This window comes from Draconibacterium sp., from assembly GCF_041583095.1.
GTDB lineage: Bacteria > Bacteroidota > Bacteroidia > Bacteroidales > Prolixibacteraceae > Draconibacterium.
Genome location: NZ_JBFHGM010000011.1, coordinates 18,643 through 41,119 on the forward strand (window position 1 = coordinate 18,643; position 22,477 = coordinate 41,119).

The window sequence follows — 22,477 nt, forward strand, 5'->3', positions numbered from 1 at the left end:
AATAAAATTTTGAGAAATGGAAGAAGTAAAAGGTATCAAATCCTTTATTAAGGATGCTGTAGAAAGTAATGGTCAAAAATACAGCGACGAGCTGGCTAACGACGTACTTAAAAAATATAACAACAACTACGACAGTATAATTGGCGATATTGCTAAAGAAAACAAAGTTAAAGATGTTGATGCCTTCAGGAATGATATTTATTCCCGGTACGATTTCTCTCCGTCAACACCCGACAATACACTTCACCCAACAGAAAAGCCACAGATAAAAGTTCCTGAATTAGCGGAAAAACAAAAACAATTCCGTTACAATCCTCGCGTTGCAATGGGAATGCCCATTGAGGAAGCAAAACAAATTGCCGGTAGTGTGGCCGACGAGAATATAGAGAATCGTGGAAATTGGAAAGGTTTCGGAAAAGAATTAGGACTACAGGGTAAATCATCGGTGAACGACCTTACCGCTGCCATTTATGGAACGCCTGGTTTTGTTTACGATTTTATTGGTTCCGGATTTCGTGCATTGAATATTCCGGTACCCGAATGGGATGAAAGTTTATTTACCAAAGATGCAACCGTTGGGAAACGAGATATAAACCCTTTATCTATTCTCGAAAAAGACAAAGACATTTTATTGGAAGCTTCGCGGAAGAATACCGAAGAAGTGATCAAATTGAATCCCGACTATATTAAAGGCGTACAAAACTCATTTGCCGAAGGCGATGTGGACGGAGGTATACGCAACCTGCTTTCAAGTGTAACACGTTCAGCAGCTCCATCGGCGGCAATGATGTTAACCGGAGGTATGTCGGCTCCCGCAGCAATGGGAACTACATCGGCAGTGTTCGGATCGATGAACCTGAATGAGGCCGACCAGTTGGGCGAATACGGAAACCTTAGTCGCGATGGCGTAGTTGCTGTTTCTGCACTTACCGGCGCAATAGAATACATTTTCGAACGCAACCTGGGTTCGGGAGCTGCCGGTAATGCCATTAAAAAGCTAATTACTGAAAAAGGCGAAGATGTTGCCAAACAGCAGATCAAAAAAACATGGCAGGACCAGGTTTCAAACATGATCATCCGTAACCCGTGGATGGCTCCGTTTGGTGAAGCTTACGAAGAGATGGGTACACAACTGGCGCAAAATACCGTTAACAAGTTCAGCGGATACATGCCCGATATTAAAATAACCGATGGAATGGTTGATGCCGGGTTAATGGGTACCACTTCCGGAGGTATTCATATGTCGATGATAAAAGCCATTCAACAGGGATTTAATGCTTCAGGCGATGCGATAGCCCGGAACCAGGTGAAAAAGGAATACAACAAATCAATTGGTTTACTCGAAGATATTCCGGATGCTAACTATACCGAAGCTGTTTACAACCTTACGCAGAATTATACCGATCCGCAACAATTGTTCGATACCTTCCAGGAAATAAACCAGTCGTTTAATGTATCGCAGGAAGATTTTCTGAAAGCTTATGAGTTTGTTTTGAACTCGGCACGATATACACAAATGTCGAAGTCGAGAGCGCAACAGATTGAAGAAGGTATAAACAAATACTCCGGCACCGATGGTAACGTTACGACAGCCACCATCAACGGACAAGAATGGTACATTAAAAATCCCGAAGATTTAGGCAAGCCGGGAAAAATCATCTTTGCTCATAACGAAAACGGAACAAAGGCATTTCAATCGGTAAAAGTAAAAGACTGGCTCTCGCAAACACCCGACGAAGTACGATCAACTATTTCGCAGGAAGATGAAATGAACGAGCAATTAGTTCAGGAGCAGGAATTAATTGCCGAACAGCAACAATTACTAACCGGAGTTGACGAAGGTGCTGAAATCGTTAACGACAAGGAACAGGGAAGCCTTCGCGTTATTGAATTCTCCAACGGCCAGTCAAAAGCGATTGAAGAAGGACAGGAAATAATCTTTAACACTCCGGAAGAACTACAAGGCTTTTTATCTGATTACGCCAATGAGCAAATAAAACAACAACAGGCGTTTATAAACGACAAAAGGGCTGAAATTGAAAAAAGAAGGGAAGAAGAATTAAAAAACAGAAAAGGAAACACAATAAGTCAATCCGAGATACAAAGAAGGTTTTTACAAAAAAGAGATGCTGATGAGACACAAAATAAGTTGTTAGAGGGATTAAATCAAGCAAGCGGTGGTGTTGACGAGAACAAAAGGTTTATTGATGCGAATGATGCAATATTTGAAGAATTAGTAAATCTTGGTGTTACTCCAGACGAGCAAGGTATTATTCGTACAACCGATATAAATGAAGTCATTGCAGAAAATGAAGCTAAAATAAAAAGAGAAATTAATCAGGAAATAAAAAACGAAGGACTTAAAAGGGTTACAGATGAATTTAGGTTTCAAGACGATACGAAAAAAATAAAGGAGATTCAAGCAAAATACGATGCTGAATTGGCTGAACTCGAAAAAGAACAACCTCCGGTAAACCTCGACGAACTCACTCCGGAAGAACGTTACAATGAAGTATTAAAAAATGATGGCGAAGATATTGCAGCCGAAATGCTTTTAAGCGATGTTCAGGATATTCGTTCTCAGGCACAAGAATTGCGTAAAGCAGAAACCTCATCAAAAACCGATAAACTGAACAACCTAAAACAAGCCAAGCAACTCGAAGCCGAAGCACAAAGGCTTGAAGCCATTCTGTCACAATCGCAAGCCACTTCAGAACAAATGTCCCCTTTAGGGGACGAGCGAAGCGGAGGGGTGAATACTGCAAACAATTCAGAAGACAAAAACGAAAAAGTTAACCAAAACAGCAATCAAAACGCTGATAATCAGAACCAGCAACAAAACAAAGTCGACCAAAAGAAACAACTACCCTACTTCGAAGATGTAAAAAACGTGTCAACTTTAGCACAGAAGATTATTAAAGGCGAACAAATTACAACCGAAGATAAACAACTTCAAACTAATTTTCCGAAAGAACTGGAGAAAGAACTGAAGCGACAGAAACGATTAGCCGCACTTCAGAAAAAGGCCAACAAACCACAAAAGCCCCGCAAACTTTCAAAAGTGCGACAGGATGCCGTATCGCTCGAAGTCTACACCCCACGCGAAATTGTACTGCAATACCTTGCTGGACACGGTAAAATAAACATGGCTGCACTACAGTCTATATTCGGGAACAAAAAAGGAAAGTCGGTAGAAAGCGAACGCAGACGAAGAATATCTTATTACTCAGCCGAAGGAATGGGTGTAAACGAAATGGCACACATGCTTTGGGAAAATTCAGGCGATCAGATTTATGAGAAATACGACAGTCAGGATTTTCGCGAAGCCGTTGAAGATGTGATTCTGAGTTTTAACTCATCAACAGCAATGGCAAAAGAACTGCTTCAAAACTATCAAACCATCGACGAACAAATGATGGCAGAAGCAGAAGCCATGCAACAAGCCGAAGATGTTGACGATGCCGAAGTGGACCAACTGGAAGAACAAGCAGTGGATAACATCGAAAATAATCCACTAATTGCTTCAGAAAATGAAATAGATAACGTAATTTTACAAGACTATGAAAATGGACAGGGAAATACTGAAAGCGAAGATTCACAGGTTAGTGGAACACGAAGCGGAAGCAACGGGCAAAACCCGTCAGGAAATACTTCGAACACTAATCAAAGGTCAGCGAATGAGAATTCCGTCGAAGAACTAAGCGACGATTGGAAACAGGACAACAATGTTCCTTTCCGAGCCGACCTCGAAATTACCGCCACCAAACAAGCATCCGAAGATTTACGCAACCGGCCAAACGCATTAAAAGCACTCCAAAAACTAAGCGAGCTTTTTAATATTAAAGTGAATATTATTCACTCATCTGAAATGTCCGAAAAAGCTGTTTTGGCATCAAAGGGTATTAATGGCACTCCAAAAGCATACTACGATCCCGACACGAAGGAAGCATATATTATTTCTGACATGATCTCCAAAGACCATGTTTCCGATGTAAAGAAATCTTTCTTCCACGAAGCCATCCTTCACAAAGGGCTTGATTTAATTTTCGACCTTGAGCCTGTTACCCTTTTAGGAAAGAAATATAAAAACAAAGAACAATTTCTAAGCGAAGTATTTAAACGCCTCGACGATAATACAATTGCAGACCGGGCAAAGATTTATGCTCCAGATTTCTTCGTCAAATCATTCGAATTCGTAAATGGAAGATACCAACTAAAAAAAGGTGCCAGCTACAATTCACTAAGCGAAGCAAAAAAACAAGAGCTGGCCGAAGAAACACTGGCCGAATTAAACGAAATAGAGGATTTACAAAAGGAAATCAACAGACTTAATAATATCGATAAATTAAAAGCAGGTAGTCTGTCGAGGCTCAAAACGCTTGTAGATTCGCTATGGAGACACGTTAAAAAACTGGCTGGCTGGTCGTCAAAACAATTTACCCGCCGCGATCTTATCGATATGCTATCCGAACACCGCAACTTAGTAAAGAAGGCCACCGCAACAAACAAAAGCAACCAGGTAACGAAATCTCCCCTTCAGGGGAGTACGGCGAAGCCGGGAGGGGTGAAACAGGATACCCGTTTTCAAGCCGCATGGCATGGCTCACCTCATGCTTTCGATAAATTCTCAACACAGTTTATGGGAACCGGCGAAGGCGCACAGGCTTATGGTTGGGGATTGTATTTTACGGATAAAGAAGGTATTGCAAGGAGTTATTCAAAATTGGGAGACTATCAAGATATTGAAAACAAAGTTAATATTATCGAAAACAAGTACCCGGTACTGGCTGAGAAATTATTTAACTATTGGAGCTTAGATGAAATAAAAGAGGTTTTAAATAGAGGATTAGAAATATCAACAGATTCCGAAGGAATTGAATTAGCTAAAATAAAAGACTCCGATATTGTTGTAGCAAATAGACCAAATGCAGAAGAAAAAGCCAATGAGATAATTTCTGACATATTAAACATCCTACCTAAGCGAAACCTATACAAAGTCAAAATACACGGAGATAAAACCATTGACGAACTTAATTTCTTACGATGGGATAAAGAGGTTCCCCAAAATAAACTTGATGATATAATCGACCAGGCTAAAAAGGAAAACATCTACCAAAAGCGAAACAACAGGGAAATTATTAGTGGTGTATCAACTGGCCAATTCTTTATCCCTGTAAATCATTCCGTAGCTGGAGAAATGTTATACAATGAATTGTCTCTTGCTTTAGGAGATCAAAAAGCCGCTTCCGAATTCCTGCTTCGTGCCGGTATCGACGGAATACAATACCCAACAGAATACACCAGTAAAGGAGAACACGAAGATTCTTTCAATTATGTAGTATTCGACGAAAATGCGGTTGAAATTGAAGATCATATCCGCTTCCGAATCATGGGCGAATGGGGAGCTTATAATCTCGATGTAGCAGAAGAAGCAACTACACGAATGGATAACCTGGAAGTTGCTAAACAAATGGAAACTTCCGACAAATCACCAAAAGAAATTAAACTCGCTACCGGATGGGAACGCGGAGGTGATAAGTTGTGGAGATACGAAACATCTGATATTGAAATCAAAAACTTCGACCGTTTAAAAGAAGTCCAGAGCAACGCCAAATTCGAACACGATGCAGTTGATTTAATCAATTACGAAATAAATGAGGATGGTACCTATAATCTCAGGATGCGCGGAAAAGGTGCTACAAATACCATAACCGGGTTTGTTGGATTTTCTAACCTCAAAGAAAATGAATTGGTCCCGTTCCTGGGAAAAGAAATTGCCGAAATTATCAGTACACGCGAAGGCAACAAACTGGATGTTACCATTGAGTTTGACGAAGGTGTGAGCTACGAATACATAACCGGTGAAAACGGCATTCCATTTGAAACCGAAAACGGATTAAAAATAACCGATATTGTTAACGATACTGAGTTATTTAAAGCTTACCCGGATATTTCAAATATGCTTCTGTTTTTCACAAGCGATGTGAAAGCCGCTGCACACATAAGCGATAATAACGGGAATCAATACATCGCTATCAGTAAAAATTTCCCGTTATCGCAACGGATGTTGGAACGCATTTTAAACCACGAATTACAACATGCTGTTCAGGAAGTAGAAGGTTTTGCACAAGGAGGAACACCAAGTAAAATGCCTCGCGTAACCGACTTCCGTAATTCGGATACAATTGAAATGTACACTAACGAGATTAAGAGGTTAGAAAAGACCGACGAGTACAAACAGGCCATAAAAGAAAGCGACGAATTCCTTGCAAACAATCCGGATGCTACCGAAGAACAGATGGATGCTGAAGAAGAACGATTGTCTGAAGCCTATCCTGCATACGGAAAGATTAGCGCATTCACCAAAGAGGCAAACCGACTTTCACGACTACCTAAAGATTCCTACGATGCTTACCATAAACTCGGAGGTGAAGTAGAGGCGCGAAATGTTGAAAGACGAGCCAATATGTCGCCAGAATACCGAGCAAGCAAATTACTGCAGGAAACCGAAGATGTTTCCCGTCTGGACCAGATATTTATTAAAGGTGGTGCTGAAGCGGTTCGGTTCAGGGCCGAACAACAAGACAATAACTTAATTGTTATGCACAACCTCGATCCCGATAATATCCTAAACATTCACAAATTAGGAGGTTTGCCGGTTCCATCGATAGCCATTGCCCGAACCGATGTTCCTTTTATTTCTTACGGAAGCATAAGTCTTATTGCCGACAAATCATTGGTAGATCCGAAAGGACACGGAAAGGCACGTACATTTAATTCCGATATTTACTCGCCGCGTTATCCGGGTATTCATTACGATATTGATTTTGCCGCATTTGATAAAGTTTTCGACGAAGCAAATACACGCGGAGCAGAAAAGTATGGTTTGCATCCTATTTCTATCGGATCATTGGGGTTAGATACCAGCGGATTGAGCAAACTACAAGACGACAGGGTAGCAATGCTGGCATATCTCATCGACAAAGGCGATGCTCCACGTCCGGTGAAGAAAAGTTCAGGACTGGATAAATCGTTGCATAAATTCATTAAAAAAGGCCACCAGGACGCTTTTAAACTTCGTGAGAATCCTGAATTTATCGAAGCTGTTACAAACATTTATAAGGCTATTGATGAAGAATTGGGAGAAGAACACTTTGTGAAAAATGGCATTGTAAACGGCAATCTTCTCAGAAACGAAGCAAGTAAAGTCGCTAATACCGATGCAGTTATTGAACCCGACTATCATACCAACCGCGACAACATACGTGAACGTGCTACCGGAACACCAAAGAAACGAGAAGCTTTTAATCAGTGGATTCGTGAGAAGTTTGAATCGATGGTTACGAAAGAACGCATCTTTAAAGGTTATACAAATTCCGGAAGTAAACGATACCAGGCACACACACTCGAAAATGTTGTGGCCGAACTCCGCAAAGGATTACAGGGTGAAGAAGGAATGAACTACGGTCTTGGATCTGTTCGTTCCGGTGCAGCAAAAGAATTTCAATCAATCGATGAAATTCAACAAGACCGCAACCAGATTGTACCTCACGAGGAATTCAATAAAATAAAAGAAGAATTAAGCAACGAATACAGCGAAATCATGGAATTGGTTAAGCCGTATTATAAATATGCTACCGATCACTGGATGTATTCAACAGGAGTAAGCGAATCGCTACTTGATTACGCGAAAAAAGGCAGAAGTGTAGATTTTAAACCAATGCCAACGGAAGTACGCAAGCAACTGAACGACTTTATGAATCGCCTTAAACACATGCCTACAGAATACTTCGAAAGCAAAGTACAACGGGCTGTTGATTTAAGCGAATTCAAAGCAGCTATTGTTCCAAACAAAACACCACAGAATGTAATTGACATTCTCGAAAACAAAGGAATAGAGGTTAGAAAGTATAATCCCGACAAGGAAGGCGACCGAAGCCGGAAGGTTGAACTGGCATCTAAAAAAAACAACTTGCGTTTTAGGGTAGAAGGTTCAATCGACAAAACTGCCGAAATTACCAATCCGGAATACTGGAAAGGAAAAACATTTGGCTACATCCATAATTCACAGCCATCTGAAAACATGGGTGCAATGTTCGGACAAGATGTGGAACCGGCCGGTAAATACATTACAATGGATTATGCCTTTGTTCCGGCAAACTACGTTGAAGGAACAGTATCGTTTAATAATCCGCTGGTTATTGATATTACCGGGCAGGAATACCCTCAATGGAAGAAAGATCTTTCGTTGCTGAATAAAGGTGTAACCGGCAAGAAACTTAGCAATAAATTACGCCAACAAGGTTACGATGCTATTATTACGGTAGAACAATACAAAGGTAGCTACTATCCTTCCGAAACAGTTATTCTCGATAATGAGATTGACAGCATGAAAGGTGCCAGGTTCCGGGTAGAAAACCTCGATGCCAAAATAGAACAATTACAAAACCAACGCGAAAGAGTTGTAGCCGAAAAGAACCGATTAGTAAAACAAGCTAACCAGCGAAACGGATTGTTTGGTGATACACAAGCTGCACAAAACGATATGTTTGCCGGCGAAGGTTTTAACCCGGAAGCCATCTTCCAAAAAGAACAGGAATTTAATGCTCAGATACAACGTATCGATAATGAAATTTCCCTGCTTAAAAAACAAAATGCTACCGGTAAAATCGAAGCTTCAGGACAAATGGCACTGTTTCGCGCCCAAACCGAAACCGAAGCCTTCAAAAACTGGTTCGGCAACTCAAAAGTAGTTGATTCAGAAGGTAAACCTTTAGTAGTTTATCATGGAACTAATGCTGATTTTAATGAATTTGCTTCAACAAAATTTAATGTAGCAGGATATTTCTCAGAAGATCCAAACATTGCCAATAATATGGCAGAAGCAGCAATGAGATACAAAGACGGGAATGCTTCTGTTTATCCGGTATTTTTAAATATCCGCAAACCACTTAATCTTAACTCTATTGATGGATATAAGCATATTGATGGACAACAATTTATTGATCTAATGCCATCTGAGTTAAAATTAGATGAAGATTTTAAAAACAAAATTAAGGATGAAGAAAGCTTTCCATTGTTCTTACATCTGGCTGATGAAGAATTTATAAATCAGGTTAAGAAAAATGGATTTGATGGAATATTTTATCAGGAAGTAAGCACTGATTTTTGGAACGACACATATATTGATTATCAAATCAGCAAAACCAATTCATTTATTGCTTTCTCCCCTACCCAAATAAAATCAGCCACAGGAAACAACGGAGAATTCGATTCGGAGAATCCGGATATACGGTTTAGAGTAGATCCGGTTGATGTAAATCTATTCAAATACGGCGAAGGAGGAACAAAAGGTTTATTTCAGAATGATAATGGAACTTTGTTTAAATCATTAGTTGGTACATGGAGAACAGTTGAAAACGGAGAAATTGTAACCAAATACTCCACGAAAGATACCAACGAATACGAAATACTTAAAGCCCTTCAGGGGAATCCCAATATTCCGGTAATTGGAGAACGGGTAGAAACAAACGAAGGACCTGCTTTCGAGATTGAAAGACTCGAAGAACTTACCTCGTTAAATTACGACGAATACAATGAGATTAAACGAATTCTCAAAAACCTGAACGACCAGGGATATTTTGTAAACGACATTGTTTCGGTAATGAAACGACCGGGAACAGGCGAATTGGTTATTGTTGATTTTTCAAGTGGTTTCTTTAACGAAGCATTTAAAGGCGAAAGTTATTACAGCGATGCTTCAGGCATTCACCGCTTATACGATATGCTTTCTGTTGACGATCAGAAAAGGATAAAACAAGACCGCGACAGAGAATTACAGCGTTTATTTAGTGATCGCAAACAACGAATGGAGGAACGCAGGGCCAGACGAAAAGAACGCCAGGAAAATAACGATGTTAAGTTCAGAGTAAACGACACGAACACTGTTTATTCCAGCTTGCTTAAAAACATCAAAAAAGGTGCATTAATCTCTTACCTGCAAGACAACGGTTTATCAAGAGGCGAGATCAACGAAGTAATGAATATGAATGATACTTACTGGATTGACGAATACTTTAACGATACTTACGGAATATCAGTCACAGAAAACGGATTTATTCAGTTCGATGAGCTTACTCCTGAAGTTATAAAGATAATCGGAAACAACGAAGTTCAGTTATATCATCATACTGCTTCCGGTATATTATCGGAGATTCAAAATAACGGATTACAACAATCTGATAAAGATGTAAACCGAAATAATGCTGAAAATCTTGGTGTATATCTTACCACTGAATATTCAGGACCGGTAGTTGATGGATACAAACACAATGCTGTTCAGGCGCATGGAGGATTCCCGTTAACACTCGAAGTTGTAACAGCAATCGACCAGCTCCAACCGGATGAAAACGATGCAGATATTAGCTCCGGAAGAAAACAGTTTGTGGTTACAAATGTAAATACCGACGACATTTTAAACCTTCCCGACATTGACGCAGAACAAATTCGCTTCAAAGTTGACAACGAAGCGAACAATGTAAACACCAACCCAACCAATCCGCAAAAACACGCAGGTAACTACAAAATGGGCCATGTTCGTTTTGATGGGTTTGATATTTCAATAGAAAACCCAAAAGGAAGCATCCGTTCGGGTAAAGACAAAACCGGCAGAGAATGGCAACAACAACTTCCGGCCGATTACGGTTACTTCCGTGGTACCAAAGGACGCGATAAAGATCACATCGATGTGTTTATTGGACCTAAACCCGAAAACGAACGTATTTATGTAGTTGACCAGGTAGATGAAAAAGGAAACTACGACGAAGCAAAAGTAATGCTCGGTTTCGATAATATCTCACAAGCCCGAAATACCTATTTAGCAGCTTACGAAAAAGGATGGAAAGGACTCGGTGAAATTACCAGAACCGATAAAGCCGGATTAAAAGAATGGTTCAACTCTGATAAGACTACAAAACCCTTCTACAACCACGCCAACAGCACAAAGGCTGTTCCTCCCCACATGGGGGAAGGTGGCGAAGCCGGAGGGGGTGTAAGATTCGCCATCCGTTCCACCAACCCCGAAGTAGATCAATTATTCCGTCAACTGGAGAAAATACAACGGGCCAGCGAATCAAGAAACCGCATTAAAGACCTGAAAACCGAATTCGATCAGGCATTGGTATTCGAGAAACCCGATATCCTGAAACAGATCAAGGATTTGAAAGAAGGTATTCGCATGGGGCAAAAAGATACTAAGGCAAAAATTAAAGCCATTCAGTCGGCCATTATCCAGTATGCACAACGCAACATGCCTTACGATGAAGTGGGTAAACGCGATATGTTCTCGGTAATCAATAAAATTCGTGATGCACAAACACCGCGAACCATCGAAAAAGCTTTTGAAAAGATCGATGAAATTACCAAAGAGAATGAATCGAATAAAAACATCCGGGCCGTTGAGCGATTGATTAAGTGGATGACCAACTTCCGTCAGAAAGGACAGAACAAGGAAGGTAAATTCACCTACGAAACCGTTAAGGAGTTCGAAGAATTCAAACGCATCCACAAAGAAGCTATTGCACAGGCCGCTGTAAAGAACTCAAATAACTCAACAGCAAAACAAAAAGCAGAAGCCGATAAAGCACTGGAAGCTATGTGGCAGGAAATCGATCAGAAAGAAAGTAAGTCTTTGCTCGATCTCACTACCATGAAACTTATCGAACTTCGCCGTAACGGACGTAAAGCAAGTAAAGAATTAATTCAGGCAATCCGCGAAGATTTACAAGCTATTTACGATGCGGCCAAAGATGCTAAAACCGCTGAAGATATTGAACGGGTGATCTACCGTAAAGAGGACCGCGACTTCGTTAAACAGTTCCTCGATGGGAAACCGATACAGGACCGCAAACGCTTTGACCGATGGATGTCCGAAACAAATGGATTCCTGGCTAATTCAATGGGGAATTGGGAAACCATTCTTACCATGATGGGCGGTTATAAACTCCGCGACAAATATTCACTCATACTTAACCAGGTTGAAATGGAAGTCAATACACAGGAAACTTTCAACGAGGTAATGGAGACAGCCATGAAAGGCTATAAACTGGAAGACAAAAAAGCCCTTCAAAGTAAGATAAATGAAATGAAGAAGAAGGAATATTCCATCGTTAAACCAATTCGCGAAGGCGACCGGGGCGAAGGATCTGATATTCCGCTTTCAAAACTAATGCTGATTGATATTTACAACGCCATTCAAAACGAGAAAATACGCGAGGATTATTATTTCAGTTACGGCGATATTATTACCAACCCGGACGATGGACGACCAAACGAAATCCTTCAGCGACGTATCGGGAAAGAACGTATCGATAAATTAATGGAGAACCTTAATGAAGGCGACATAATCTTTGCCAAAGCAATGCAACAAGCAGCCGAAAGTTATTGGGGAAAAATGAACGATGTGTTTATCCGTACCTTTAACCGCGATCTTCCAAAACGCGACAACTACTGGCCCAGTACCGCAGAATTCCAAAACATGAACGATGCCTTTGAGCAGTCCAAACAGGATTCTTTACATCCTTCTTCAACAAAAGAACTGGCAACACGTCGTACTCCATTAATTGCCGATGCTTTTGAAAAATTCGCAAGACATATAAAAGATGGCGAATGGTATACAAATATGGCAATTCCGGTTACCCGGTTAAATAACATCTTCAAAAATCCGAACGTAAAAGATCTAATTACCGATAAGTACGGCGAAGATTTTCACGAGTTAATAAACAAACACCTTGCCCATCAAGGGCTTCGCCCACCGGTGCAAAGTCTATTGAAAATCGAAAAAGCTGCCAATTGGTTACTTGACAACTGGATAGTTTCAGCAATTGGATTAACAGTTACAGTTCCGGCAAAACAGCTACTATCGGTAGTGAACTATACCGAGAACATGCCGCCACTAAAATGGGCTACAGGTTTTATTAAGGCAATGGCAAATCCTGCTAAAACGTGGAAGGAGATGATGGAAACCGTTCCATACTTAAAAGTTAGATTAGGAACCGGTTATTCCGAAGCTGTACAAAATGCACTGAACTCCGACAAAGGAACAAGTAAGGCTTCGTCCATTCACAAATCAATAAAAAAATGGTTAACAATCGGCACACGTTACGGCGATATTGCAGCAATTATATTTGGAGGAAAACCTTACCTCGATTATTTATTAAGTACAGGAATGGACCAGAAAGAAGCTGTCGATCAGTTCTTGTTAGACACACTTCGGAGTCAGCAAGCTCCATTTTCCAGCACACTAAGTCTGTTTCAAAACAGTAAAACACCGTGGAAAAGGGCAATGTTTGCTTTCTCCAACACACCGTCACAATATAATCGTAAGCTGATAGAAGGGCATCAGGCCTATAAACGAGGTGATATTTCAGCATACCAGTGGGGAAAGGTAATATCCATTTATGGCATAATAAACAATATTACATGGGTAGCGGCGGGGATGTTTTTTTCCAATCTATTGTCAGGCCGCGACGATTGGGATGAATTTGAAAAATCTCTTGGTTTACAAATTGCTATTTCACTTGTAGGTGGGTTGCCTGGTATTAAAGATGCAGTCGATTTAGGGGGAAGATTACTGACAGGACTACATGTTTATGAAAGTATGAATCCAATCTACGAGGGACCTTTTGAGTTCGCTGACAATATCGATAAAGCTATTAGAACAGATGATATTGATAAAACAAAAACCTATTTATTAGAAGCAGCAAAGTATGGCTCGTCAATGATAGGTATTGGCGGAAGAAATGTAGAAAAGATTTACAAAGCTACTATTAAACGTGCGGAAACTATGGCAAAGGCCGACGAACGTCAGGCCGACGAAAAGCTCAAAGAACTGGCAGAGCCGAAAACAAAGCTGAAGGGAATGAGCAATTATTACAAAAAAACTGCCGAAACAGCACACGAATTAAAGTATGCCTATTCCGGCGCCAAAAGCAAAGCTACCCGATTGGAAGGAGAAGGCAAAAAAGCACAGGCCGAACGTTTACGCGAAGCAGTTATTCAAAGTAAAGCCAACCTGAATGATACGGACTTCACACTCCGCGACATCGAACAGGAGCTAAAACGCTTCAACAGCCGTGTTGAATCTATAACCGATTAAGGTTATGGGTGTAACGGAAACCATATCGAAGAAGAAACGGCACCTCGAACGTCAGGCGGTTATGGAAGGAGTAAAATGTTTCAATTCATTTTACTACTTCTTTAAAACCTTCTGGCCCGAAATGACTGGTGTAAAACTGATCGATTCGCCGCACATTAAATACATCTGCGATACGATTCAGGAAAAAGCCATGCCGGTTATCCGTGGGGAATTTTCGATGGAAACATTGATTATTAATGTTCCTCCCGGTTCTTCGAAGTCAACCATTGCCACCATTGCTTTCCCGATGTGGGTTTGGCTGCATGGTCCACATTTAGCATCAACAAACGTTTCCTACTCTGCCCGACTGTCTGAACGCCATGCAAAAAAAGCCAGGGCAATTGTAAACAGCGAAAAATGGAGGTTGTTGTTCGATAACATCTTCAGGATAAAACACGGAAAGCCTTTACAGATTACCACCATGAACATGAACGAAATGGTGAACAACTTTAAAGGTGAACGTTTTAATACTTCGGTTGACGGTACCATAACAGGTATGCACGCCGATTTTATCATTAAAGATGATATGCAGGATCCGAAATCGGCTAAATCAGACACCGAACGGGTACACTGTAACGAATGGGACCAGGAAACACTTACATCGCGACATAAGAACGCCAGTTGCTTTCTCGATATTATTATTGCTCAACGTTTGCACGAAGAAGATTTAACCGGGTACACGCTGAATAAAAACATATCGATTACTCAGGTTTGCCTTCCTGCAGAAATTACCAATGCACAGGCTGTTGTTCCGAAAGAAGCAGAAGCCATTTATACCGATGGAATTCTTGACCCGAAACGACTTCCGAAACAGGCTCTCGACGGGTATAAAAACCAAATGACTTCCGGTCCTTACACTTGTCAGTATCTTCAGGCTCCGTTTAATCTCGACGAACAGGATATTACGCCGGATATGTTCGATATTATTGAAACGGTGAACGACGATATAATATGGGATGTTTGGATAGATGGAGCATACACCGAAAAAACAGAAAACGATCCTACCGGAATTGATATTATTGCACGTATTGGAAACGATATTGTAGTTCGTGATAGTTACGATGTGCGGAAGAAACTTCCCGACTTGATGTCTTTCCTTATTGAACTGGAGAAGAACGGATTATTTAACAAACAAAAGTCGCGGATATTTATTGAACCAAAGGCTTCCGGTATTTCACTGGCTCAATACATCGAAAACGATACTACTTACAATTTTGTGTTGATTGGCGAACACAACAAAAACGAACGCAAGCTGGTACAGGAAGGAAAACCTGCACGACACAATATGATTAAGCCAAAAGCACAGTCGCACCGTATTAAGCTACTGAAAGGAAAATGGAACGACGAATACATTACTCAAATATGTGGTTTCCCTCGCGCAGCACACGACGAACACGTAGATAACCTCGGATATGCAATCAATCATTATTACATGAATGAAAATACATTGATTGAAGCTTATGCACTTACCGCACTCGAAAAATTAGTGGCCGGTTCGATAAATATGTTCGTTACTTCGCAAATTATTGGGAAACGAATTGAAACCAGCTACGAAGAAAACGACAGTGGCGATATTCAATTGTTCGACTATCCGAACCACTTACTTCAGTACCGTTATTTATGTGTATTGGTTTTACGTGGTGAAGGTGATCGTGGAGGAACAACATCGATACTAATTTACGACCGGACCAATAAAGAAGTACAATCTGCTTATTTCTCTACAAAGATTACACCTCGGAAAGCCGGTAAAAAGGCCGTAGAATTGGCTCATTTGTACGATAAGGCGCGTTTGGTTGTTGCAGTACAGAAAACCACCGGACAGGCGCAAAACGAAGAATACGACCTATCACACATCGCACTGGCTGAAATTAAGAAGCTGCAATACGAAAATATCTATTCCAGGTTAACAGTTAAAGATATTAAACAGAAACGCGAACGGGAGTTTGGTTTCGAAGTTAATCATTCTACCAGTCGCGAAGTGTATTACAACCTGAAAGACCGGGCAGAATCGGCAAAGATTGGTGCTTTACCACAGGAAGTATTTGAGGAAGTTAAGTTACTGGAGCGCAAAAAAGAAACCGGCGAAGTAAACGGACGCGAAGGTTACCAAACAAACGCTGCTCTGGCTTACTCCATTGCGCTTAAAGTTGATGATGAATGGGAAGATAAACCTGGTGTTAAGAAATCGGGAGGTTGGTAGATTCTGATTCTTCGAAACGTATCATCGCTTCAACGATTAACTGAACATTCTCATCGTCCAAAACATTGTTTCCGTCTCGATAATAAATTGATTCAAATATCTCTTTTGCCCGGTTTTGCTTTTCCTTTTTATTGATAAGTTCGAATTCATGTATCAGATTTCGCAATGAATTTCGATAATTTTCTAATACAAGTGTTGAATAATTTCGTTTTGCTTCTTCCAGTGCATCAGAAATTCTTTCTATTTTGTAAGGTTGCTGCTTATAAACCTCTGGATGCTGCTTTTGTATAAATTCAGAAAATATCATAATCCAAAGTTAGCAATTAATATCTACTTGGTTTCCTTCCAAATTTTGCACGTCGATCTTTAGGCTTTGGTTCTTTAAATATAGTTTCAAGTGGAGCCGGATGGAGCAGTTCATCCACCCGTTTCATTTTTTCTTCCAGGTTGGGAACCGGAGGCGCTGGAATTCTTACGGGACCACAAACCAAAATGACACCTCGTTGTGATTGGGCAATTTTGGCAAGTTCATCGATCTCTCTACTACTCATCTTATCAAGAGCTGTTCCTATCTGAATTTTGCTCGCTCCAAGATCGTGAACAGAGATAGTAATTTCAAAACTACGCTCCAATGCTTGCTTTTTATCTTCGTCCAAGTCAATTCCAAGGATGTTCTCAACATCTGAAATCAGATTTAATTTTAAGTCTTTATCTATTTCCATATTTTATTCGTTAAACTCCGGAAGCAACAACTACCGGAGTTATTTAACAGCCTGACTTCCACAGGACAGCGGTTCTCCTTTCGGTTCCGGTGTTATATTTCTTTAATTTGAATTATTCATGTCTTTAAATATTCCGATATACATCATCGCAATACCAATTACCATCACAATTATAGTGGAAATTCCAAGAGTTTTGTTTTCGGGATTATTTAGTATTTGTTTACCAATATTCGTAAGGCTAAACATCAAAATTGGAACCCAAATACATATTCCTGTAATTATTAGTTTTTTCATAGTAGTTAACTTATAAGTGAATTAAATATCTGCAAGCACAAGGCTGGCACCTCTGAGTGTGTAACTTTTTTTATTTCTTACACATTCGTTATAGCTTTCTTCGAGTACCCAACGAACAGAGAATCTTGACAACCCAACGGTAAACGGACCATAAGGGCCAAATGTAACATCGCGCCACCTAAACCAATGCCTTATCTGAACCGCATATTCTCCGGTTTCATATAATACCATGCGGAGCCATTTTTTATCCTGTCTAACCATTTTCATTTCCTTAGTTTTTGATAGGTTTATATTCAATTGTCCAGTGCATTTCGGTTATTCCTTCGCCTTTACAGGTAGTGCATGGCTGTAAGCTGTAATCTTCCGGATCGATACTTCCCGGAGTTGGTTGCATAGTTACTTTATCGCCTTTACAATCGGGGCAAAGTATTTTCCGATGGTATTTACCGGGACGTTTCATTCGTTTATGCCTTTTAATAAATCTTCCAGGTGGCTTAAATCCTCAATTTCGTGGGTTACTTTGGTAACATAGGCTCCAAAGTGTTTCATAAACTGGTCGGAAATGGCTCGTTTATCAATAAATTTTATCTTTTTCAGTTCGCCCACTTTGGTTTTTTCTTTATCAATATTTTCGTACAGTTCAACCACTTCGAGTGAAGCTATTGTTTTGCGTACCTGCGGAGGAAGATCGGCAATTGATTTTACGGCATAGTTCTCATCAAACAGTTCTATGGGATCAAATCTGAGCCAATTGGCCATTTCTTTTAGTACTTCATCCAATACCACTTTATTCCGGTCCCTTGTTTCTTCCTGAATCTCCTTCACCCTTACCGTTACCTTACCGTTATTCATCAACTCCGATGATTTCACATAAATTGAATTGACAGACATTTTTTTGCAATCGTAAGCTTCCCGATAAGCATCGGAATACGTTTTACCGCTTGCAACTGCCTGGGCAAAGGCTTCTTGTTTATGTGTTAATCCTGCCATTAATTTATTCCTAAAGCATTCTTCATTAATTCTATTCCCTGATCAAACTCCATCTTTGCTTCTGCATTCTTACTCAGATAGGCTCCAAACGTTGAAAACATAAACCGACGCAATACCAGGTTTTTATCCAATTGATTAATTAGTGCGGCTGATAATAATTGCACATCGCCCATGTTGTGAGTAATTACCCTTTCGTTATCCACATCGACACTAATAACCAGCACAGCATTGCGAGTTTCGTTTCCTTCGCACAATTCATTTATCTTATCAAGGATGTGCTTTTGTAATGCTGTTTTTTCCTCTTTTGTCATAACTCCTGAATATCCAGTTCGTGATCTTCATACACAGTTTCTATGTCGTTGTAATCCGTCCAGTCGCCTTCGTCGTTTTTAAAAACTTCAACCTCCCGGTTAATAGCTTTAATCGTTGCTTTGTACTTTTTAATTTTCATGTCATTTCAAATTATCAACTATCGAGTTTCGGCGTATGTATCGAATTATCAACCGGCTTTCGCGCACACACAATGAAAATCTTTCGGCAAACAGATTCACTTTAACATCGTGGGGCATATCGCCCAAATTGTTTACAAACGCTTGCATTTCGTCGGTAATCTTCTCCTGGTAATGTTTCCGCACAATGTCACCTGCACTTTTAGCCGCTAAAAAACAGGACTTACCTGCTTCTTCGTACATATAATTTGCACTATAATCTTTTCCACTGCGAAGCAAGCGGTGAAACTCACTCAATACTTTCTTTTCTTTTTGCTTAGTACTGGCTCTCGTCATTTCATCTGCTCGTTTGCATAGTTATTCGCGTTCCTCTCGTAAACATTTTCTTTTAAATAGTACATTCCGTATGCGGCCAAAACATAAACTACCACAAACGGTATCCAGTGAATCATTATCAGCAATGGAAGCAATGAGAATGCAAACCGATGCAACAGCACATTTCTTTTATGATGATGCTGCAAATGGTAGTGTTCGTGATGAAAACTCCACTTCAATAAATAAAAGGGATCTGGTTGTTTGCGTTTTTTCATCCGGAGCAGGTTTTCATTCAAATAGATGGTACGGAACCAGGCAAAACCATAGTGGACCGTATTTTTCTGAAATGTTTTAATGTTCACATTGTACTTGCTCCGTAGTCGTTCAATCTCAATGTGTGGCGTATTGTGTATCATCCCGATTCGCTGAAAATCAGAAATTACCTGAAACCATAGGTAATAAACCATGTGAACGATCATTAATCCTATTGCTATGCTATTTGCTTCCATTCAGTTTTTTGCTTCGTTTTCTTCCAATTTCCAATAAACGTTCTTCCTCTTTCTTGTCAATATCTTTCCGGCATTTGTTAATCTCGCGCTGGAGGCTGAAATTCTTGATATTTTCGTCGGTGAGGTCAAGTATCTCACGCAAATTATCGTCGAGTACCTGAACGTTGCGGTGAGCCCATATTAAAGCATCAATTAAAATTGCCTTGTTCACTCCATCGAGTATTTGTTGTGGACAGAATACGGAATGGTACCCCAATTCTATACTTTCCCGATGGCAGAGTTTTTCACCTTCGCGTAATTTGTTGCTTAAATACAGGCTTCGTTCTTTCCGTACCGTTTTTCTGCGGAGGTAAACCCAAGCCAAAACTTTCATTTTGTGTTCGTGGCTCCATACGGTATGATCGTTTAAATAAAGTAATAACCGGCCCTGTTCCATGTCGCGCACATATAACCAGATTAATTTCCAGTTCTTTTTAAGAAATTGAAGTGCCAGGGCGGCAATAATGATAAAAACAGGCGTAAATGCGAACACCCGCGGCCAACCAGTGAAAATACTGGCAATGCCATAAAAGAAACCTGCAATACCACCATAAATTACTACTGCATACATTATTTTCGACCGGGTTACATTTCGGTTCATGCGTCGCATAGCTTTCTTTACTTTGCGGCGTTTATTCCACTCTTTGAATTTTTCTTTCAATTTCATTAACTGAAGGTTTTGTCGATTAAATGTTTGATGAATGCTTTTACACGAATACCGATGGCCCATTTACTGAATACAGGAATCACCTGGTCCTTTTTAATGAAATTGCCTTTGGCAAGAACACCATGTACCTGAAGCTGCCAGGTTCTTCCACGTCCATCAACGTAAGTACCGGCATTTACTTTGTAACCGTGAAAAATATCGGTTACTTCGTTCGTATGACGAATGGATTCTGTAAGGCCCTTTATAGCAGGATCGAACTTCTGCTTTGCTTCGCGAGCAACAAGCCTACGGTTAGAGGTTAATTTTTGTTGCGATGTTGCTTTTTTCATATATAAAACTGTAACATCGCCAAGCGTGGGGAACGCATTACAAATCTATAAAATGAGTTACAGGTTTCTGAAATTTTGTACTTGCAACTTATTAACAGTAACGGTCTGAATTATTTTAGTATCTTCACAAAAACAAAGTAACTGATTTCGGCAAAATGTTACGTTTTTGCACAAATTCAGTCAAAAATCAGTCAAAAACCAATTTTTATAAAAACCTCATCATGCTTATCTACAAGAATATACAAGAATTTCAAACACCTATCTGGGGGACCAGGGGTCGCAGGTTCAAATCCTGTCATCCCGACTCATTTAAAGCTTGATAATCATCTGATTATTGAGCTTTTTCTTTTTATATACTTTTCTGATTTTGGTTGAATTTCACTCTTGGTTTACTTCAAACGTCAACCAGCACGTCAACCAAGATTAAAAATGAATGCAACAATTACAATCATTTGTTACAAGAGTAAAGTGTTATCTAATGGAGAAAATCCTTTGATGCTAAGAGTAGCCAAAGATGGAAAACGAAGTATGAAAAGCTTGGGAGTTTCGATTAATCCTGACTTTTGGAATTTTGAAAAAAATGAACCAAAACCAGAGTGTCCCAACAAAACAGAAGTTGAACAGCTAATATTAAAAACAAAAATCGAATATCAACAAAAATTACTTTCAGTTAAGGTTAAAGGCGAAAATTTCACGGCTGAAACAATTGCAAAAGACAAGCCAATTAAGCATGAAAAAATAAGTGTTCATGAGTTTTATACTGAAACTATTAACATACTGAGAAAAAACGGTAATATTGGGAATAGTGATGTTTACAAGACCTCTTATAATTCGTTACGGAATTTTAATAAGAGTAAAAATCTGATATACACATTTGATAAGATTGACTATCTCTTTCTAACTAAATATGAAACGTGGCTCAGAAAAAACGGAAATTCAGACCGTACTATTTCTAACCGATTTAAAACATTAAGAGCAACTTATAACCGAGCTATTACAAATAAGGTTATTAGTAAAGACAGCAATCCGTTTTATGAATTCAAACTTGGGAAATTCAATACTAAAAGCGTTAAACGAGCATTATCAAAAACCGATATTCAGAAAATAATTAACTACAATACCAGAAACAAATCTGATAAACGCAAGCTCGCACACTCAATTTTTTGTTTTTCTTATTTATGCGGTGGAATTTCATTTGTAGATGTGGCGAACTTACAACCTGAAAACATTTTAAACAATAGACTTATCTACAAAAGGCAGAAAACTAATGGCTTAATAAATATCCCTTTTATTAAAGCTGCTAATAAATACTTAAAGCATTATGAACAAAACTGTAAAATGAGTTCTTATTTATTCCCGATTTTAGATGCAAATATTCATATAACATCAATACAAAAAAATGACAGGGTGTTAAAAGTCCGTAAACAAATAAACCATGAACTCAGGGCAATAGGCAAAGAATTAAAGATAAAAACCAAGTTAACCAGTTATGTTTCACGTCACTCATTCGCGACAATTTTAAAGAACTCAGGTGTAAATATTGCTTTAATAAGTGAAGCTCTGGGACATTCTGAACTTTCCACTACTCAAATTTATTTAGATAGTTTTGAGAATAAGCAATTCAATGAAGCGATGAAGCATTTGCTTTAAAAAAAACTGTTTACATAAATTGGAAAAACCGACCAAACTGACCACCTGATTCCGGGCTAAAGTGACCACCGTTTCCGGAGCAAACTGACCACCTCATTCCGATTGAAAGTGACCACCCC

The 22,477-nt window shown here is 39.6% G+C and carries 15 protein-coding genes; 3 read left to right on the plus strand and 12 right to left on the minus strand.

Going from position 1 to position 22,477, the window contains the following annotated elements; all coding sequences use genetic code 11:
* Positions 1-16: 16 nt before the first annotated feature.
* The gene (locus ABZB17_RS01915; protein ID WP_372647772.1) at positions 17-14,155 is read left to right on the plus strand and encodes an LPD23 domain-containing protein; all 14,139 of its coding nucleotides are present in this window, start codon (positions 17-19) and stop codon (positions 14,153-14,155) included.
* Positions 14,156-14,159: 4 nt separating this feature from the next.
* The gene (locus tag ABZB17_RS01920) at positions 14,160-16,394 is read left to right on the plus strand and encodes a hypothetical protein (RefSeq protein WP_372647774.1); all 2,235 of its coding nucleotides are present in this window, start codon (positions 14,160-14,162) and stop codon (positions 16,392-16,394) included.
* On the opposite strand, the gene ABZB17_RS01925 is transcribed toward ABZB17_RS01920, so the two are convergent.
* From ABZB17_RS01925 to ABZB17_RS01980, 12 genes are all read right to left on the minus strand, one after another.
* Positions 16,372-16,701 (minus strand): hypothetical protein, encoded by a 330-nt coding sequence (locus tag ABZB17_RS01925; RefSeq protein ID WP_372647776.1) that lies wholly within the window; start codon positions 16,699-16,701, stop codon positions 16,372-16,374. The genes ABZB17_RS01920 and ABZB17_RS01925 overlap by 23 nt on opposite strands.
* Before the next feature lie 16 nt (positions 16,702-16,717).
* The gene (locus ABZB17_RS01930) at positions 16,718-17,116 is read right to left on the minus strand and encodes a hypothetical protein (RefSeq protein WP_372647778.1); all 399 of its coding nucleotides are present in this window, start codon (positions 17,114-17,116) and stop codon (positions 16,718-16,720) included.
* Between the two features lie 102 nt (positions 17,117-17,218).
* On the minus strand, positions 17,219-17,410 hold the full coding sequence (locus ABZB17_RS01935; protein WP_372647779.1) for a hypothetical protein: 192 nt from the start codon (positions 17,408-17,410) through the stop codon (positions 17,219-17,221).
* Between the two features lie 21 nt (positions 17,411-17,431).
* Entirely contained in the window at positions 17,432-17,677 is a 246-nt protein-coding gene (locus tag ABZB17_RS01940; protein WP_372647780.1) for a hypothetical protein, read from the minus strand.
* 4 nt (positions 17,678-17,681) lie between these two features.
* Positions 17,682-17,870, minus strand: a complete 189-nt coding sequence (locus tag ABZB17_RS01945) for a hypothetical protein (RefSeq protein WP_372647782.1) — start codon at positions 17,868-17,870, stop codon at positions 17,682-17,684.
* Positions 17,867-18,400, minus strand: coding sequence for a terminase small subunit (locus ABZB17_RS01950; protein ID WP_372647784.1), 534 nt, complete (start codon positions 18,398-18,400; stop codon positions 17,867-17,869). Before ABZB17_RS01950 ends, ABZB17_RS01945 begins: the two co-directional genes overlap by 4 nt.
* On the minus strand, positions 18,400-18,711 hold the full coding sequence (locus ABZB17_RS01955; RefSeq protein WP_372647786.1) for a hypothetical protein: 312 nt from the start codon (positions 18,709-18,711) through the stop codon (positions 18,400-18,402). The genes ABZB17_RS01950 and ABZB17_RS01955 overlap by 1 nt, the downstream gene beginning before the upstream one ends.
* Positions 18,708-18,851 (minus strand): hypothetical protein, encoded by a 144-nt coding sequence (locus tag ABZB17_RS01960; RefSeq protein ID WP_372647788.1) that lies wholly within the window; start codon positions 18,849-18,851, stop codon positions 18,708-18,710. Before ABZB17_RS01960 ends, ABZB17_RS01955 begins: the two co-directional genes overlap by 4 nt.
* Position 18,852: 1 nt before the next feature.
* The gene (locus ABZB17_RS01965; protein WP_372647790.1) at positions 18,853-19,185 is read right to left on the minus strand and encodes a hypothetical protein; all 333 of its coding nucleotides are present in this window, start codon (positions 19,183-19,185) and stop codon (positions 18,853-18,855) included.
* Positions 19,182-19,673: a hypothetical protein gene (locus ABZB17_RS01970; RefSeq protein WP_372647791.1), complete on the minus strand. Its 492-nt coding sequence runs from the start codon at positions 19,671-19,673 to the stop codon at positions 19,182-19,184. The genes ABZB17_RS01965 and ABZB17_RS01970 overlap by 4 nt, the downstream gene beginning before the upstream one ends.
* Entirely contained in the window at positions 19,660-20,379 is a 720-nt protein-coding gene (locus ABZB17_RS01975) for a hypothetical protein (protein ID WP_372647793.1), read from the minus strand. The genes ABZB17_RS01970 and ABZB17_RS01975 overlap by 14 nt, the downstream gene beginning before the upstream one ends.
* Positions 20,379-20,708, minus strand: coding sequence for a hypothetical protein (locus ABZB17_RS01980; protein WP_372647795.1), 330 nt, complete (start codon positions 20,706-20,708; stop codon positions 20,379-20,381). Before ABZB17_RS01980 ends, ABZB17_RS01975 begins: the two co-directional genes overlap by 1 nt.
* A 429-nt stretch (positions 20,709-21,137) precedes the next feature.
* Here ABZB17_RS01980 and ABZB17_RS01985 point away from each other — a divergent pair, with 429 nt between their 5' ends.
* Entirely contained in the window at positions 21,138-22,358 is a 1,221-nt protein-coding gene (locus tag ABZB17_RS01985) for a tyrosine-type recombinase/integrase (RefSeq protein ID WP_372647796.1), read from the plus strand.
* Positions 22,359-22,477: the final 119 nt, after the last annotated feature.

Coding starts and splice junctions, on each gene's coding strand:
- ABZB17_RS01950 (WP_372647784.1), bottom strand. CDS start 18,400: ATGGCAGGATTAACACATAAACAAGAAGCCTTTGCCCAGGCAGTTGCA.
- ABZB17_RS01930 (WP_372647778.1), bottom strand. CDS start 17,116: ATGGAAATAGATAAAGACTTAAAATTAAATCTGATTTCAGATGTTGAG.
- ABZB17_RS01965 (WP_372647790.1), bottom strand. CDS start 19,185: ATGACGAGAGCCAGTACTAAGCAAAAAGAAAAGAAAGTATTGAGTGAG.
- ABZB17_RS01935 (WP_372647779.1), bottom strand. CDS start 17,410: ATGAAAAAACTAATAATTACAGGAATATGTATTTGGGTTCCAATTTTG.
- ABZB17_RS01915 (WP_372647772.1), top strand. CDS start 17: ATGGAAGAAGTAAAAGGTATCAAATCCTTTATTAAGGATGCTGTAGAA.
- ABZB17_RS01925 (WP_372647776.1), bottom strand. CDS start 16,701: ATGATATTTTCTGAATTTATACAAAAGCAGCATCCAGAGGTTTATAAG.
- ABZB17_RS01945 (WP_372647782.1), bottom strand. CDS start 17,870: ATGAAACGTCCCGGTAAATACCATCGGAAAATACTTTGCCCCGATTGT.
- ABZB17_RS01985 (WP_372647796.1), top strand. CDS start 21,138: ATGAATGCAACAATTACAATCATTTGTTACAAGAGTAAAGTGTTATCT.
- ABZB17_RS01960 (WP_372647788.1), bottom strand. CDS start 18,851: ATGAAAATTAAAAAGTACAAAGCAACGATTAAAGCTATTAACCGGGAG.
- ABZB17_RS01975 (WP_372647793.1), bottom strand. CDS start 20,379: ATGAAATTGAAAGAAAAATTCAAAGAGTGGAATAAACGCCGCAAAGTA.
- ABZB17_RS01970 (WP_372647791.1), bottom strand. CDS start 19,673: ATGGAAGCAAATAGCATAGCAATAGGATTAATGATCGTTCACATGGTT.
- ABZB17_RS01955 (WP_372647786.1), bottom strand. CDS start 18,711: ATGACAAAAGAGGAAAAAACAGCATTACAAAAGCACATCCTTGATAAG.
- ABZB17_RS01980 (WP_372647795.1), bottom strand. CDS start 20,708: ATGAAAAAAGCAACATCGCAACAAAAATTAACCTCTAACCGTAGGCTT.
- ABZB17_RS01920 (WP_372647774.1), top strand. CDS start 14,160: ATGGGTGTAACGGAAACCATATCGAAGAAGAAACGGCACCTCGAACGT.
- ABZB17_RS01940 (WP_372647780.1), bottom strand. CDS start 17,677: ATGAAAATGGTTAGACAGGATAAAAAATGGCTCCGCATGGTATTATAT.